Source organism: Candidatus Cardinium hertigii, assembly GCF_003176915.1.
GTDB classification, from domain to species: domain Bacteria; phylum Bacteroidota; class Bacteroidia; order Cytophagales; family Amoebophilaceae; genus Cardinium; species Cardinium hertigii_A.
Genome location: NZ_CP029619.1, coordinates 40154 through 56744 on the forward strand (window position 1 = coordinate 40154; position 16591 = coordinate 56744).

Annotated in this window: 11 protein-coding genes; 8 read left to right on the forward strand and 3 right to left on the reverse strand. The window is 39.6% G+C overall.

Annotated features, from left to right (window positions below; translation table 11 throughout):
* Positions 1-128: 128 nt before the first annotated feature.
* Both DK880_RS00170 and DK880_RS00175 read right to left on the reverse strand, forming a co-directional pair.
* Entirely contained in the window at positions 129-1484 is a 1356-nt protein-coding gene (locus DK880_RS00170; protein ID WP_109996839.1) for an MATE family efflux transporter, read from the reverse strand.
* A 123-nt stretch (positions 1485-1607) separates the two neighbouring features.
* Entirely contained in the window at positions 1608-3170 is a 1563-nt protein-coding gene (locus DK880_RS00175; protein ID WP_204082265.1) for a tyrosine-protein phosphatase, read from the reverse strand.
* Between the two features lie 282 nt (positions 3171-3452).
* On the opposite strand from DK880_RS00175, the gene uvrB reads away from it, so the two are divergent.
* Positions 3453-5516, forward strand: coding sequence for an excinuclease ABC subunit UvrB (uvrB, locus tag DK880_RS00180; RefSeq protein ID WP_109996841.1), 2064 nt, complete (start codon positions 3453-3455; stop codon positions 5514-5516).
* On the opposite strand, the gene DK880_RS00185 is transcribed toward uvrB, so the two are convergent.
* Positions 5513-6814 carry a mechanosensitive ion channel family protein gene (locus DK880_RS00185; protein ID WP_109996842.1) on the reverse strand — a complete coding sequence of 434 codons (1302 nt, stop codon included), beginning with the start codon at positions 6812-6814 and terminating at the stop codon, positions 5513-5515. The two genes, uvrB and DK880_RS00185, sit on opposite strands and share 4 nt — an antisense overlap.
* 128 nt (positions 6815-6942) lie before the next feature.
* Between DK880_RS00185 and uvrA the strand changes: the two genes are divergently transcribed.
* The 7 genes from uvrA (at position 6943) to DK880_RS00220 (ending at position 16501) form a co-directional block, all read left to right on the forward strand.
* Positions 6943-9777 carry an excinuclease ABC subunit UvrA gene (gene uvrA, locus DK880_RS00190; RefSeq protein ID WP_109996843.1) on the forward strand — a complete coding sequence of 945 codons (2835 nt, stop codon included), beginning with the start codon at positions 6943-6945 and terminating at the stop codon, positions 9775-9777.
* Between the two features lie 8 nt (positions 9778-9785).
* Complete coding sequence (locus DK880_RS00195) at positions 9786-10379, forward strand: hypothetical protein (RefSeq protein ID WP_109996844.1); 594 nt, start codon at positions 9786-9788, stop codon at positions 10377-10379.
* Positions 10360-11175: a DUF6048 family protein gene (locus tag DK880_RS00200; protein ID WP_109996845.1), complete on the forward strand. Its 816-nt coding sequence runs from the start codon at positions 10360-10362 to the stop codon at positions 11173-11175. Before DK880_RS00195 ends, DK880_RS00200 begins: the two co-directional genes overlap by 20 nt.
* A gap of 54 nt (positions 11176-11229) precedes the next feature.
* Positions 11230-11832 (forward strand): signal peptidase II, encoded by a 603-nt coding sequence (locus DK880_RS00205; RefSeq protein ID WP_109996846.1) that lies wholly within the window; start codon positions 11230-11232, stop codon positions 11830-11832.
* Between the two features lie 23 nt (positions 11833-11855).
* Positions 11856-12482: a lipoprotein signal peptidase gene (locus DK880_RS00210; RefSeq protein WP_109996847.1), complete on the forward strand. Its 627-nt coding sequence runs from the start codon at positions 11856-11858 to the stop codon at positions 12480-12482.
* Positions 12483-12690: 208 nt separating this feature from the next.
* On the forward strand, positions 12691-12915 hold the full coding sequence (locus DK880_RS00215) for a hypothetical protein (RefSeq protein WP_162534045.1): 225 nt from the start codon (positions 12691-12693) through the stop codon (positions 12913-12915).
* Positions 12916-12973: 58 nt separating this feature from the next.
* The gene (locus DK880_RS00220) at positions 12974-16501 is read left to right on the forward strand and encodes a sodium:solute symporter family transporter (protein ID WP_109996849.1); all 3528 of its coding nucleotides are present in this window, start codon (positions 12974-12976) and stop codon (positions 16499-16501) included.
* Positions 16502-16591: the final 90 nt, after the last annotated feature.

Here is a 16591-nt window from a genome sequence, read left to right on the forward strand (position 1 = left end):
TCCAAACTAGCTTGCACTTTTTATATTTATAGGTCTTTTAACAAAAAATTATACAGAGCGTAAGTTAACTATGAATTTTGGATAAAACAAAAATTAATGGGATAACATCCATTCCCTTTTAGATAATATTAGGTTTTTGTTTTTGTCTTCCATTCAAAGCGCATGAGTAAAAGAAGGCTTAATACCATACGTTCCAATATTAAAGTCATCCAGACACCATTGATACCCCAATTTATCCCCCATTTATTTTTTAGTATTAAAAAGTAGCACATACTTATCCCAATCAGCTGTGTAAAGGTACTACATATAAGCGGGAAAGTCTTATCATTTAACCCACGTAATACGCTACTTCCCCAGTGAGATATGCTATAGAATAGTTGAAAAAGAAACAAATGATTAATTAACTCACAGACGAAAACGTTTACCCTACCTTCTGCTTTGTAGAAAGTAAAAATATAGGGGCCTAGAGCTAGTAAGATGCATCCAGTTATTAATGAGACCAATTCAATCATTAAGCAGGCTGTTAGGGCTACTTTTCTTACTATACAGATATTATGTGATCTATGCTGTTGTGCTACATACATAGCGCCAGAAATACCTAACCCAATAGAGAAAATAGTAACTAGCTGACAAATATTGAATACAATAGCATGGGTTGCTTGTTCTTCCATGCCAATCTTGCCTATTATAAAGGTGATCAAGAAGAGATAGCCCCCCTCTATGCCAAACTGTAGCCCAATAGGTCCTCCTATGCTCAATATTGCTTTGATATAACGCCAAGATATTTGATTGAATTGTAAGCGCATGGTGCATCCCTGTAATTGCAAAGTGTGACGGATATAGCTCATACCTATGATAGCCGTAAGCATTTCTGAAAGTACAATAGAAATACCAACGCCCTTTAATCCAGGGAATGGGACTTTACTTTTTCCACACAACAGAAAATTAAATATAATATTAGCAATCAATGTAAGAAAAGCTAATTTCAATCCTATTTTTTCACGAGAAATTCCTTCTAGGTAGCGCCTAATCATTGTATTAACGGCAGAGGGTATAAGCGCGATAGCAAGCAATAATAGGTAAGAACGTTGGCCTACATCGATTGGATGGGGTAGTTTACTAGAAGATTCTAAATAAAAAGAGTACCCAACCAGAATCAGAAAAAAAACAGAAGCAAGAAAGAGATTCAGAAATAGAGCATGTTGTAGAATTTGCGTAGCTTTCCTATAATTTTTTTTATGCATGGATCGAGCAGTTAGCAGTGAGACGCTCACAGAAATACCTGTATTAATTTTTTTAAAAAAATTAAATAAGGCATTGATACATAATGCATAAGCAGCGAAACAAATACCCATACGGGTAATCACAATGGTATTGATAGCCTCCATCGCCAATGTATTAAGGATACTAAATGCAATAGGGTAGGTACGGATCAAGTAACCTCTTACTAGCGCCCTATCAATAGAAGAAAAATGCCTTAGCATAGAAAATAAATAGGCGAGTTATAATCATATACGTATATTACATTCATAGTAATAGTAAAGTAGATCTGTTCATAGGATAGAGTTATACCCCTTTCCTAGCTTTATTAGTTTAAGCAACCACTACTAATTTAAAGGTATATTTGTTAATAATGCGGGAAAGGGAAATAATTTTTTATCTATTGGAGTAATTCTTACTGGTGTCAAGCTACCTATTGTTTTCATGGTAAAATTACTTGCGACAGGTTTCATTCCAAATCTGCCAGGCATGCCACCATTTACAGAGGATAAAAATTGTTGGTGTGTCCCCATAGCTACTGCCTGGCGTATGATTTCTTCTTGGCCTACTGTTGGATATATGCTATGGATGATGGCTGCATCTGCTAAATAACTTATATAGCCTGTTCGATCTTTTCCACTTTTGCAATTAAATAATACGGAAGGGTATGCCTGTTTTTTATCCTGGTTTAGAATTGCCCTGCAGGCAATATAATTTGCACCAATAGCAGCATAATGATTAGACGGATTTATCAGATGTTTAACCCTATTAGTGCTATCAGAGCTATCGGCTATCTGCTCTAAACTTTTTACTTTCTCCAAGAAAGTATTATGTGCTGAGCTTGTATCTTTTGCTTTGCTATCCTTTATCAGCTCTTTAACCTGATGCTTAAAAATCGGCGTTGTAAACATGCCAGGCGTGTTTACTGGAATGTACATCAAGCGATTGGTATCATTTACTATATAACGTGTTTGTTCAATGATCTTTTTTTCACTTAAATCATAAGACCCAAATTTCAACTCCACATCATTATTCAGAATCATGACTATTGTATTTCTATCCTTTGCATTTACTTGCGCCCAATTATGCTGTGCAATCTGATCACTAGCCGCCGCATCCTCAATAAGAGAAGCCAATGTAGCGCTATGGTAGTAGCTACCTAGTACGGTCGCATTGCCCTTTTCGTCATAAGCTAATACATTCTTTTGGTACGCATTTCGACATCCTGGAATAGAGCGAATTTGGGTAGGAATTAAATGGCTCCCCTCTAAAAACTTAGGCACATAGGCATCCACTAATTTCTTTTCAAAGAAATCTAAGCAACGGTACCAATCTTTGGATTGCCTATTCCTAAATTCTTCCTGTTGATCAGGTGTTAGTTTCAACCATTTTTTATCTTCTAACCCGAATATTTTGTTTCCTATTTTAAATTGGGTGGTAACGTTATAGTGTGTATCATCTAATCCCACATAATTTTCTGCTCGTCTTAATTTTTTATTTATCCCCTCTAATGATTCATGTGGGAAGATACGCTCCTGCAGTAGCAAAATAATCTCCTTATTGAGGATCTTTGTTTGGTCAGTCCAGAAATTTTCATCGCATGATGTATAGAACGCATTAGCTGTATATGTATGCATAAAAGAAGCAGCTTTTTCCTTAAATATACCATCATCCTCGCCATACAATAAGGCTATTTTTGCCCCTGCACGATAGCTATTCATGATTATTACCACATAGTCTTCTGCTGCATAGAAGCTATGACAAGAAACCGCTAGGGCATCTCGTAATAAGCTATCGCCAGCTAATTTCCATGTAATACCTCTCTTTTGATCAGCAGCTGCACGCAATTTTTGAATTTCCTTTGCAAAATCGAGCTGCTCAGCTGCTTTTGTAAGTGCTTGCCCTTGCAACTTGCTCTTCTTGGTAAGCGAACCTTTTATGGAATCTAAGTGGACAGGAAGCTTCCGTTTTTTATTTGTGCTTAAACAGCTATCTGCTCTTGTAAAACAGATGAGCCATAGTATATTGTATAGAGGCTTTTTATAATACACGACTTGCTAACGATAATTTAAACAACCTATTACCTTTTAATGAAATATAATATAATACTGCATTTTACTAATTTTATAGCAATTAATAAAACAATAAAACGCATTTGTCCTCAAAAATTATAGCATTACTATTTATCCACCATGTTGTTTGAACTTATAGCACCTTATGAACCTGCTGGGGATCAGCCAAAAGCTATTTTAGATCTGGTAAAGAACAGCAAAAGGGGAATACGCAATCAAGTTCTTTTAGGTGTTACCGGTTCTGGTAAAACGTTCACTATAGCCAATACCATTAAGGAGCTTAACAAGCCTACGCTTGTTATCAGCCATAATAAAACATTAGCAGCCCAATTATATGGCGAATTTCAAGCTTTTTTTCCTAATAATAAGGTGGAATATTTTGTATCCTATTATGATTATTACCAACCGGAAGTTTATTTACCCGTTAGTAACATTTACATTGAAAAAGAATTAGCTATTAATGACGAATTAGAGCGTTTGCGCCTTAGTACGGTATCCAGCTTATTAAGTGGCCGCAAAGATATCATTGTGGTGGCTTCCGTTTCGTGTATTTATGGCATTGGTAAACCAGAAACATTTCAAGCCAATAGCTGTCTGCTCAAAATAGGTGCCCTATTACCGCGGCATGACTTTTTAAATGTACTAGTAGGTATGCTCTATAGACGTCATAACCAAGATATGCCTTTCACCCGTGGTTGTTTTCGTGTGTTAGGGGATACCATTGATCTATTTGTTGCTTATGCCGATTATGCGTATCGTTTGGTCTTTTGGGGAGATGAATTGGAAGCTATTTTTATGATAGAGCCTACTTCTGGTAGGCAAATCAAGGCAGAAAGAGAAGTAGTTATTTTTCCTGCTAATCTTTTCATGACAAATAAGGAAACCTTACAAGAAGCCATCCAACAAATCCAATTAGATCTTGCTGCGCAATTGACCTATTTAGAGCAAGCAGGTAAACTGGATGAATCCAAACGATTGCAAGAAAGAACCTTATTGGATCTGGAAATGCTTAAAGAATTAGGCTATTGTTCTGGTATTGAAAACTATTCACGCTATATGGATGGTAGAGTTGCTGGAGAGCGGCCCTACTGCTTGTTAGATTATTTTCCATCAGATTACCTAATGGTTATAGATGAAAGTCATGTAACCATACCACAATTCAAGGCCATGTGGAGTGGGGATAGAGCGCGAAAAATAAATCTGGTAGAACATGGGTTTCGGTTGCCTGCTGCTATGGACAACCGACCATTACATTTTAACGAGTTCGAAAGTTTACTGCATCAAGTTATTTTTGTAAGTGCTACGCCTGCTGATTATGAATTAGAGCGATCTAATGGTATTATTGTAGAACAAATTATACGTCCAACCGGGTTGGTAGACCCGCAAGTAGATGTGCGTCCCACTACCCATCAGATGCAGGATATCTTAAACGCCATACATACTGTAGTAGCCAAAGAAGAGCGGGTGTTGATTACTACGTTAACCAAACGAATGGCAGAAAAACTAACAGATTACTTGGTCAGTGCCCATATTCGTTGTAAATACATGCATTCTGAGATTAAAACACTGGATCGTGTTACCATACTGAATGAACTCCGTAAGGGTACTTTTGATGTATTGGTAGGTGTAAACCTCTTACGAGAGGGCTTAGATTTACCACAAGCCTCTTTAATGCTTATTTTAGATGCGGATAAAGAAGGATTTTTACGCAATACACGTTCTCTGATTCAAACCATAGGAAGGGTAGCACGTCATACAGAGGGCCATGTTATTATGTACGCCGATAGCCTAACAGCTTCCATGGAAAAAGCTATAAAGGAAACAGAGCGCAGACGTAAGCTGCAGATAGTCTATAATACCAAACACCATATTACGCCTAGATCTGTATATCAAAAACAAATAGATATAGAACTTGCAATACAAATAAATATACCTGAGGCGTATGGTATTATTAGCAGGGAGGCATATCCTGCAGTTACTGAAGACGTAGCGGTTGTTTATGGTAGTAAAAATGGGCTTCAAGCAGAAATTAAGAAATTAGAAGAACAAATGCATCAAGCTGCAGCTGCGCTGCGTTTTTTAGAAGCTGATCGGCTTAAAGCACGTATAGAACACTTAAGGAAGGGGGAAAGGGGATTAGAGCTTGATTCAAACGAACAGAAGACAAGCCATAGGACGCCTTAATGAGGCTCTTTCCCTAGCTGTACCTGTAGTTGATCTGCTAGCTGTAGAATAAGTAGAATGGTCTGATTTCTATAGGCTTGTTCTAGTTGTACCTGTCTGCAATTTAAGTAAACATTAAAATGTATAACGAAGCCTTGTGTTTCCATATTTTCAATATATATAGCCGTTTTATCTGGCTTAGCAAGCGATTGAGCAGTAGCCATTTTATGCAGTCCCTCTATAAATTTAGTGAGGCGTTCCAAAGAAACCGTATAGCTAACAGGTATGGATAAGGAAACGATGCGCTCCGTTCTTTTGCTCATATTATCAATTTGACTATCTGCTAACTTTCCGTTAGGGATATATACGATAGACCCTTCCTTGGTTCGCAATAGGGTCGCCCTTAAGCCAACGGATTCTACCTTACCACGGATGGTACAAGCTATAATCTCATCCCCTATTACAAAGGGCCTATCCATCATAATTAAAAAGGAGCCAAATATGTTTTGAATGGTATCTTTAGCAGCAAAACTAATACCCAATGTACAGAAAGAAAGCACGTTTGTTAATGCTTTAGTTTCAAAACCAAGCTTTGACATAATAGTTATAAAACCAATAAATAGGATAAAAATTTTCACTACCATGCTAAAAAGTGGCAACGTATATACTATGAACTTATTGGGCTGTTGTCTAGCTTGTATCCATTCTTGTATAATATTTACCACTTGATACAGCAAGCAAATGAATAGCAAGGAATGTATGGTTCCCAATACTGGATTTATAAAGCGTTCTATAATCTGAAAAGGAAATATGCGCAAAGAAATGCTTAAGTAGAAGAGGAGGATGTATATAAATAGGATACGTCTTACTACGTAATATTGTTCCGCACGCTGCCCTATACATCTATAGAGCAGCGCATGAAATAAGTAGGGGAGAAACCTATGCGTTAACAAAATAATAAACCCCATAGCTAGGAGAAATACGTATTGCCAGACTTCCAGCATGCAGTATTTCTTTTTACCTATTCCTTTAGGCAATAAATCATAACATAGGTTGCGCATCGTTACGTAAGTATGGTATTGCTTCAGACAGGCAATGCTTTTTTTGCTATAGCGGCCCTCTTCTTCCTGTGTAAGGCTACCCAACGTCCCATCCGATTCTGCCCTATGGGCATGGTTCACGCAGCTGGAATGCGTATATACCGCATCATGCCAAGCATCCCAGTTGCCCTTCTGTACAGAAGTTACCGTAGCTTCTCCCTGAGCAGGCAATAGCATGTAATGCCCTATAAATAAAAAAATAAATGATATTTTTTTCATAATATTACATTTTAGTGGGTTGACTCACGTAAGCAATGCGGTACCTATAGCAACGCCAATAGGCTAGCTTATTATTTCACAAGGATGCTTACCATACACAATAGATTAAATTTAAAAAAACTGCTGTCATGTCACTAGCTATTGACAAAGGGCGTCATAAATTTGATTATATAGAAGTCTTAGGTGCGAGAACCCATAATTTAAAAAATATTGATCTTCGTTTCCCACGCAATCAATTGGTAGTACTTACAGGTGTAAGTGGTAGCGGTAAGTCCTCCTTGGCTTTTGATACGATTTATGCAGAAGGGCAGAGGCGGTATAGGGAAAGTTTTAGTGCCTACGCGCGCAATTTTCTGGAGAATATAACGAGGCCTGAGGTAGATGCAATCAATGGGTTAAGTCCTGTTATTGCGATTGAACAGAAAACAACTCATAGCCATGCACGTTCTACAGTAGGTACTTTTACAGAGATCTATGACTTTATGCGTCTGCTTTTTGCACGCATAGCGGATGCACATGATCATTGCAGCAGTAATAAAATGGTTGTTCAAAATGAAGACCAATTATTTACTGATTTATTGAATATGTATGCAGGTCAATCGGTTACCTTAATGGCACCGCTGGTAAGCGGTAAAAAAGGGCATTTTGGGGAACTATTCAATCGTTTAATTCGACTTGGCTTTCATAAAATTAGCCTGGATGGTACGATTAAGGAATTGGACGATTCGCTCACGTTGGCACGCTATAAAAAGCACGATATAGCCTTAGTGGTAGATCACGTAATAGTTACTAAGCCCAATCAGGATCGAATGAAGCATAGTCTACAGTTGGCATTGCTGCATGGTAAAGGGCGTGTCAAGGTTGTAGATGCGGCGCATCAATCGCGTTATTTCTCTACTTCTTTAGTGGATGTTGAAACAGGGTGTGCATATGACGCACCAGAGCCTAGTTTATTTTCTTTTAATACTGCTCATGGCGCATGTCCTACTTGTGCAGGGTTAGGAGAAAAAATTCAGGTAGATATAGATTCTATTATTCCAGATAAAACTAAAAGCATTTATCAGGGGGCTATTTTGCCTTTAGGGGCACATAAGTCCTCGATTTTATTTAAGAAAATCACAACGCTACTTGCCTTTTACCGCCATCAGATAACGGATCCAGTAGAGACGTTGCCTTTACCACTTTTGCATTTACTATTACTGGGTAATACAGTGCAATCTGCTACCAATAAAGGATTAGATTATGTGGAGCCTTTTCCAGGTGTTATCCCAACGCTTATCAAGGAACAGGAGCGAGAAGGTAGCGTTACAAGCAGTATGGGTACCATCTTTGAAGCAGTATGTCCAGATTGTGCAGGAAGCAGGCTCAATAAAGTGGCCAGATCTTTTAAAATCAAGGAACGTACGATTGCAGAATTGGCTAGTATGGAACTCGATAAGTTACAGGCATGGTTTACACAGCTACCCGCTAGCTTAACAGAGCGGCAGCAACAAATTGCCCAAGAGCTCATCAAAGAAATAAGCAAGCGGCTGCAATTTTTAATAGACGTTGGGTTGCATTACCTACAGCTGAATAGAAGCTTAAAGACTTTATCTGGTGGAGAAGCGCAACGGGTTAGGCTGGCTACGCAAATGGGCATTCAGCTATTGGGGGTTTGTTATATTCTAGATGAGCCTAGTATCGGATTACACCAGCGTGACAATAGCCGCTTAATTGCTGCATTAAAAACGTTAAGAGATATGGGGAACACGCTACTAGTAGTGGAGCATGATAGGGAAACGATGTTAGAAGCAGATTACCTTATTGAGATAGGGCCTCAAGCTGGGCTCTATGGCGGTTTGGTAGTAGCGGCGGGTAGCTTACCTGAATTCCTTATGCAGGATAGTGTTACGGCTGAATTTTTAAACCGCAAAAGGGATTTCCCCTTTTCTGCTACGCGAAAGAAGGGAAATGGGAACGCTATTACGCTTATGGGATGCAGCGGGCATAACTTAAAAAATATAACGGTAACCATCCCATTGGGTATGATGGTTTGTATAACAGGAGTATCGGGAAGTGGCAAGTCTTCATTGATTCACAAAACGCTTCTCCCTATACTGCAGAGAAAGCTGTACAATAGCCCTGTTGTGCCGTTAGATTATAAAGAAGCAACTGGTTTAGTGCATATTAATAAAGTTATAGAAGTAAATCAGGCTCCTATTGGCAGAACACATCGTTCTAACCCTGCTACCTATACCACTATTTTTACAGAAATACGTAACTTTTTTGCTCTTTTACCAGAGGCGCAGATCCAAGGATATAAGCCTAACCGGTTTTCTTTTAATATAAAAGAAGGACGCTGTAACAGCTGTGAAGGAATTGGGCATCAGCGTATAGAAATGGGTTTATTACCAGAGATTTATGTTACTTGTGCCAGCTGTAAGGGGAAGCGCTATAACCGAGAGACCTTAGCAGTACGTTATAAAGGGAAATCCATTGCTGATGTGTTAGATATGACCGTGGAGGATGCCTTTTCTTTTTTTAAGAACCATGCTACTATATGTTCCAAACTGCATACCTTAATGCAGGTAGGCTTAGGATATATTACATTGGGGCAGCATGCCACTACTTTATCTGGCGGAGAAGCACAACGTATGAAGCTAGCTACAGAGCTAACACAAAAAAGCAGCCGAGATACGCTTTATATTTTAGATGAGCCTACTACTGGACTTCATTTTCAAGATATAGTAGATCTTTTATCGGTATTGCAAAAGTTAGTAGAGCAAGGTAATACTGTTTTGGTTATAGAGCACAATGTAGATATGATCAAAGTGGCGGATTATGTTATTGATCTAGGGCCAGAAGGAGGAGATGCAGGGGGGTATGTAGTGGCAGTGGGTACACCGGAAGAGGTTGCGTTAGCGCAGGCAAGCCATACAGGCTACTTTTTAAGAAAAGAATTAGAGATTATACATAAATCCTAAAGCAACGGATGATTGGGATAGGGAATACAATAAAAAAATTACCGTTGTACTTTCAGTATGCGTACAGGGTAGGGATCTGTCTTGCTGTAATAGGTCTAACCTCTTGTAAAGACTTAAAAAATTGGAGCAGCCCGTATGTTTCACATGTTACTATTGAATTTGGACAAAAAAGAGATGCAGCAGGTCACCTAGCATCACTGCGCACCTGCCTCTTGCAAAGAGAATTATTCTACTTAAAGTTGGATAGGAATGCAAAGTCGGATGGGTATCGGGTTTTTATGGAAAATTTAGAGAAGCTACCAGAAAGATTAAAAAATAAAATTGTACTTGAGCCAAATGTTACTTCCTTTAGTTTTGAGCTGTACAATACGGATTATTACCATAAAGTTATCGTAACGTATGATACAGTTACTTCTCTGATTTCTCCTGAAGCGGGTGGTATTCAGAGAAAATACACTATTAAACAGATTGAGCTTATAGAAGAGACGGCTCCCCAAGCAGATGGCACTCCAGCAAGAAAGCCTATTTTTTGTGATTACCGCATAAAAAAGGCAACCCTAAAAAAAGAAAAAAGATCTGTTAATGTTAAATTATTTTATTAAAATCTTTTTTGCTGTTCTCTTGGTTGTTACGGTTTCTTCCCATGCAACTACTTCAACAGAGCAGTCTCTACCCTCCCCTTTACAAGAGGCGCCCCAAGCAGAAGCTAAGCGCGCTACTATTTGGCCCACTACGCTCTATCTTGGGATAGATCTTGCTAAAACGGGCTATGGTTGGCATCAGAAAACAGGTAATGCTTGGGAGATAAGTAGTTCGATAGATTTTAGTCGGCTTTTATGGGATATGGATTATGGGCAGGGGAGCATTCATCGGGATGGGGGCAACGATGGCTCGATTACGGATACAACTGGTCGCTATTTTAGGGTAGGATTGGGTTGGAACTTGCTAACACCAACAGACGATCATAATCAGTTTTTTGCAGGCATACGTTATGCTAGAAGCTGGTTTAACTTTGCTTTAAAAGGACGAGTGCTTCCATGTGATCACAGATCATATAATGATAAGCAAGGAATAATAGGAAAGCCTACAACATGCATAGGTTGTACATCAGGTTGGGACAGTTGGAAAGGTGATAGCGTAGTAGATTGGTGGGAAATAGTAGCAGGTGGTAAAGTACGTTTGGTCCATATTTTATCTATTGGTTGTACCGTACGCTATAAGTTTCATAAAAAAACGATAAAAAAACGTTGTACAAACAACCAGATTGCTGAACCTTTTGATATTCCAGGTTTTGGTTTTGGCGAATATGACCATGCCTTTGGTTGTAGTTTATATGTATTGCTACGCATTCCACTACAAAGCAAACATAAGGTTGCTATAAGCAGTAGAAAAAACTAAACGTAGCTAGGGAAGGTCTGTTAGTAGGAGTAGGCTAATAAGCAGGTATGCTATATGAGAAGAGTTTTAAAATATATTTTTCTAGTACTGTTGGTAATAGTTGTAGATCAAGCAGTTAAATTGTGGGTGCATGGGCATATGGAGTTGGGATTAGCGGGGCATATCAACCTAGTAGGTAATTTATTTGGGCTTACCTATGTTTTAAACTATGGCATGGCATTTGGATTGCAATGGAGCTTTAAGTATGGGAAGCTACTTATGACAGGGATACGTTTAGCTATTTCTTTGGGTATAGTTAGGCATATCTTTTTCGGTTTTTTGCGATCCGCCCCCACTGGTTGGGTTGTGGGGTGGGTTTTGATTTTAGCGGGTGCCCTCGGTAATAGCATAGATGGTGTTTTGTATGGTGTTTATTTGGACAATGCCCCAGATACAGCGGTTATGAAATGGTTTCATGGGCAAACCATTGATATGCTTCATCTTGATGTATGGTCTGGTACGCTGCCAAACTGGTTTCCAATTGTAGGAGGAGAAGTGATTGCCTTACTACCTATCTTTAACATAGCGGATGTATCTATTTGTAGTGGATTATTATGTATATTGTACTGCTACAGACAAATAGCTGCCTGGGAAAAATCCATTCGTTCAATAAGCTAAGGGTATAGTTGAATTTATTATTTATGAGACAGTTTATAAAATATTTTATTATTGTATTGCTTATTGTTTTAGCAGATCAAGCATCTAAATTATGGGTCCATTACCATATGGCAATGGGTGTTGAAGGGCAAATTAACCTTATTGGAAAGATACTAAAGCTTACCTATACGTTAAATCCCTCCATGGCCTTTAGCATCCATTTAGGATTTAAATATGGAAAATTACTGCTCACTATAACACGCATTGCTGCTTCTTGTTATATTTTTTGGTGCGTTGTACAGGCTATAAGGGAATGTGTAGCTCCTGCTTGGGTATGGGGTTGGGCATTGGTTTTAGCAGGAGCCATTGGCAACAGCATAGATAGTACTTTTTATGGAATATGGCTGGACAATGCACTTGATACGGCACCTATGCAGTGGTTTCATGGACAGGTTATTGATATGATTCATATTGACCTTTGGTCTGGCGTTATGCCTGATTGGATGCCTATTTGGGGCGGTATGCATGTCTGCTGTTTGCCTATTTTTAATATAGCAGATGTAGCCATATCTGTCGGGTTACTGTTTATACTGTGTAATGCTTCGGCTAAATCCAACAGCACATCTGACTTGCGGAATGAATGTGCACTTTATGAAGAAGGCTGCGGCTAGGCAGTACAGGCCTAGCTAATTACCCTACAGATTTAAATCAGAACGTTCTCTATTAAGTAAGGAAGCGCTTGCTTCTCTATCCGGCTAGCTGCTCCTCTCTATTCTTGTGGATTCGAAGAGACCACCACTATGCCCGCTACGATGCTAGGCGATAGGGCACAGTTGGTACAACTTCTATGCATGGCGTTTAGCTATGTAAGAGAAGCCAGTGCTTCCCTGTTCTTCCCTATTGCGTTACATGCTAGCACTTTCTTTACCGAGAGAAGCCGGTACCCAGGAGGAAGCCTCTATTACGCCCCAAGAAAAGACCGCATCGCTAGCGCAACTGTCCGATTTTCATGATTGGATGCGTTCCTTTAGGCATTGCGCATGCTTCAGCTATTTCCTCATTGGTTTTATACCAGTAAATATTGTATACTTAACCCTGGGTTAGGCTATAGTTGCTGTATCATAGGCTATAGCTGTTTAAAATTAACTTTTTATTATTCAGAATGATACTATTCAATAATTTACCGCTTGTAATGGTAGTAGGGTTCTTGCTACTAACCTTCGTAGTAGGGCTGTATTACAGTAGGAAAGTAACCACTTTTCGGGAATATGCCATAGGCAATAAGGACTTTGCTACGGCTACGTTAGTAGCGACCATGCTGGCCACTACTTTTAGCGGAGGAGGCTTATTGCGTGGTGTAGAACAAACCCATGCACAGGGGATTTTCTGGATACTATTTGGCTTATCTGTCTCTATCGCTTATTTATTGTTAAGTCCTTTAATGTTGCGCATGGGGCCTTTTATGCAGCATCTCTCTTTAGCAGAAAGCATCGGTACTTCCTATGGGAAAATGCCTAGATTGGTTGTTGCTTTGGTTTCCGTTATTGGAAACGTTATCATGGTGACCACGCAAATTATTGCTATGACTAAAGCTATCGAAGTATGTCTAGACTTAAGTAATAGCGACAACGCAAAGGTAATGCAAGCTAGCATACCAGGAATAGCTACCCTTATAGTTATAGGTTATTCTATGTTTGGTGGTATTCGTTCGGTTACTTTTACCGATGTATTACAGTTTATAACTTTTACGGCTATTATTCCTTTGGTAGCCTGGTTTATATTTAAGTCAACTGACAAGTCAGTGTTAGAGGTAGCTTCCATCCTGCACAAAGAACCAAAATTTCAGTTGACTAGCTGTCTGCATATAAATAAACTATTAGCGCTAACCACATTGTTTCTAGCCAGTTTAGTTGGTTTCATAGACCCTATTATTATACAACGGGCCTATATGGCTTCTAGTCCTATACAGGCTAGAAAGCTGTTTATACATGCTGGAACCTTCGGTTTTATAATCAATTTGTTTATAACCTTAATAGCACTTTTCCTTTTTGTTAAGGCGCCAACATTATCAACAAATCAAATTTGGCCCTATGTATTTAAAAGTATTCCCCCTATTTTTAAAGGGTTTATTGCTGTTAGTTTACTAGCTATGGCCATGTCTACGGCTGATTCTATGTTAAATACATGTGCCGTCCTAGTAAGCCACGATATAGTAAGTAGTATACAAACTACTAAAGGAATAGCAGATAAATACAAACTTAGTTTAGCGCGATGTACTGTTTTAATAGTAGGTAGCTGTGCTATGCTATTGGCCTTTCAGAAAAGTGATTTACTCGCTTTGTTGAAGCTTGCTTTTGCTTTCTCTATTCCCATCATAACCGCTCCTTTTCTCTTAGCTGTATATGGCTTTCGCAGCAGTTCCCGTACAGCGTTAATAGGAATGGCTACTGGCGTATCGGCCATTTTAGCTTGGAACCGATGGATTGAACCAATAACTGATATAGATGGTGCCTTTCCTTGTATGCTAGCCAACGGCTTAGCCATGCTAGCTGCCCATTACTTACTGCCCCAGCCAGCAGGAACAGGATGGATACCTCCTGATAAGATTTACCAGCAAAGACAGCAGGAAAAGGCAAGAATCGCAAGGCGTAGTAAACAAGAAAGGGAACGCTTTTTTTCGAAAGAAAATTTAATAAAGCTTAAGCCGTCTAGAACAGGGTTGTTGTTATCAGGTATTTATTTACTTGTTATAGGAGTTGCTACCTTTGGCTATTGCTATGATTATAGCCAAAGTCTATACAGCTATAGCTTATTGCTATTGCCTTGTATGGGTTTGCTCTACATGGGATGTTCCGTCTATGGCTACCAGACTATTCCAGATAGGGCAATAGGGATCTGTTGGTTTATAAGTGTATTAGTTGGATTCCCTTTCCATCTTCTCTTTAGCTGCTTCCTATGCCAAACACTTTTGGTCCCCTTTATTTTATTTTTTACCCATGGAACAGTTCTATTGTGGACACTTCCGTTCTATTGGAGCCTAAGAGCGCTAGCTATTACGACAGGGGGTATGCTAATAGCTATTTGCTGTTGTAAAGCAACGGTAGTATGGCCTGATCCTATGATAGTATTGCCTTTGGTAGGAGTGGGCTCATTTCTAGTAATGTTGGTTGTGTATTTAAAAAAACAAAATAGAATTCAGCAGGAACGGGTAGCCTATTTCCTGCAAAAACAAGCTACACAAGAAGCCTATGAACTAAAAAAATTAGCCTATAGTGAAGAACTCCCTACTGCTTCTCCTCAAAGCCTCTTAGCCCAAGAGGGAACTATTTTAGAAAAAGCCATCCAAAATGTTACGCAATCTATTGCCTTTGTAGATAGTACCACTCCCTTCCTTAAGGAAGACTTCCAAAGCATCATCGATAAATTTGCAGAATGGGCTTACTATTTAAAGCAGCGAGCTAAACGCCAAGACCAGCTTCTTTTACAACCGACTGCTATCCCATTAGAAGCGCTTATCGATGCAGGAGAGGTGGCCTACCAAAAAGAAAAAGGTTACTTACCTGGTTTATGGGTAGAGGAAGTCGTAAATATACCCGATACCATGCTAGGCGATAGGGAGCAGTTGGTACGGCTTCTCTTCCTGGCTCTTAACCATGTAAGGCAATCCAGCGCTTCCTTTCGTTCCCCTATTACGCTACAGCTGCAACTTACCCAATTGCGCTACAAAAAGAGAGAACCGCTTGAAGCGGATGGAGATCCTGATTGTATCTCTTTTCCTGCGTTGGCTTTGGTATTGCGTACAGAAAATAAAAATATCCCCCTATCTACCCTACAAGCAGTATATGACGTAGAAGACGCTTCCACTACCCAACCAATGGATCCTTTTGTATCTCCGCAAATGGTAAACCTTCGCAAAGAAAATTTAGCATCGATTGTGCATGCGCACTATGGGTTTCTGTTGTTGCCCCATGCAGAACAGTTGGTCTGCCTACTCCCCCTAGATGTAACCCAAGTAAGAGAGGAGATGCTAGCACTTTCCTTACCGAGGGAAGCCGGTACCCAAGAGGAAGCCTCTATTACGCCCCATGAAAAGACCGCATCATTAGCAACATTGTCGTCGTTTCATGATTGGATTCCTTCCTTTGAAAGTATAGATCCTTTCCTTATTGCAGAAATACTGCTCTTACTGCGGCGCTGCTATGGATTTAAACGGCATGCATCGGGGCAGCTTTTTTATGTACGGGCCGTAGGGATTGCTGAGTGGGTAGCTGCCTGGACAGATGGCCATGCTAAACTGGTTTATGCGACGCTGCTGTATGATTTGGTCCGCTATACCAGACTGCCGCTTTCCTATATCAAAGCCAATTATCCCCTAATCGTTTACTGCTTTGTAGAAAACGTAATAGCTGTCGATAGCCGGGAGCGTTTAGAGGAATCGCTGCTGGCTGTCGCTAATCGCTTTAAGAAATCCTTACAAAAAGAGCATATTTCTGTACTCTATGTGAAGCTGGCAGAGCGGTTATATGATTTAAAGCATGCTTCCGGATACAAAGATCCCGCTGTTGTACAAGCCATGGCCAAAGAAAGTTTAACCATCGATGTGGAATTGGCCCAGCGCTATGGAGAATCAGGCATGGCGATCCTCTTGAAGCAGGCAGCGGAGGAAGTATTGCTTATAAGCAAACCATAGCATTCATTTGCTAAAGCAGAGGGTTCTTTGCTGTAAGGTTACGTTGGGTGCAGACAGATGCATAACAGTGTCAGCTTTTCAAGAAGACAG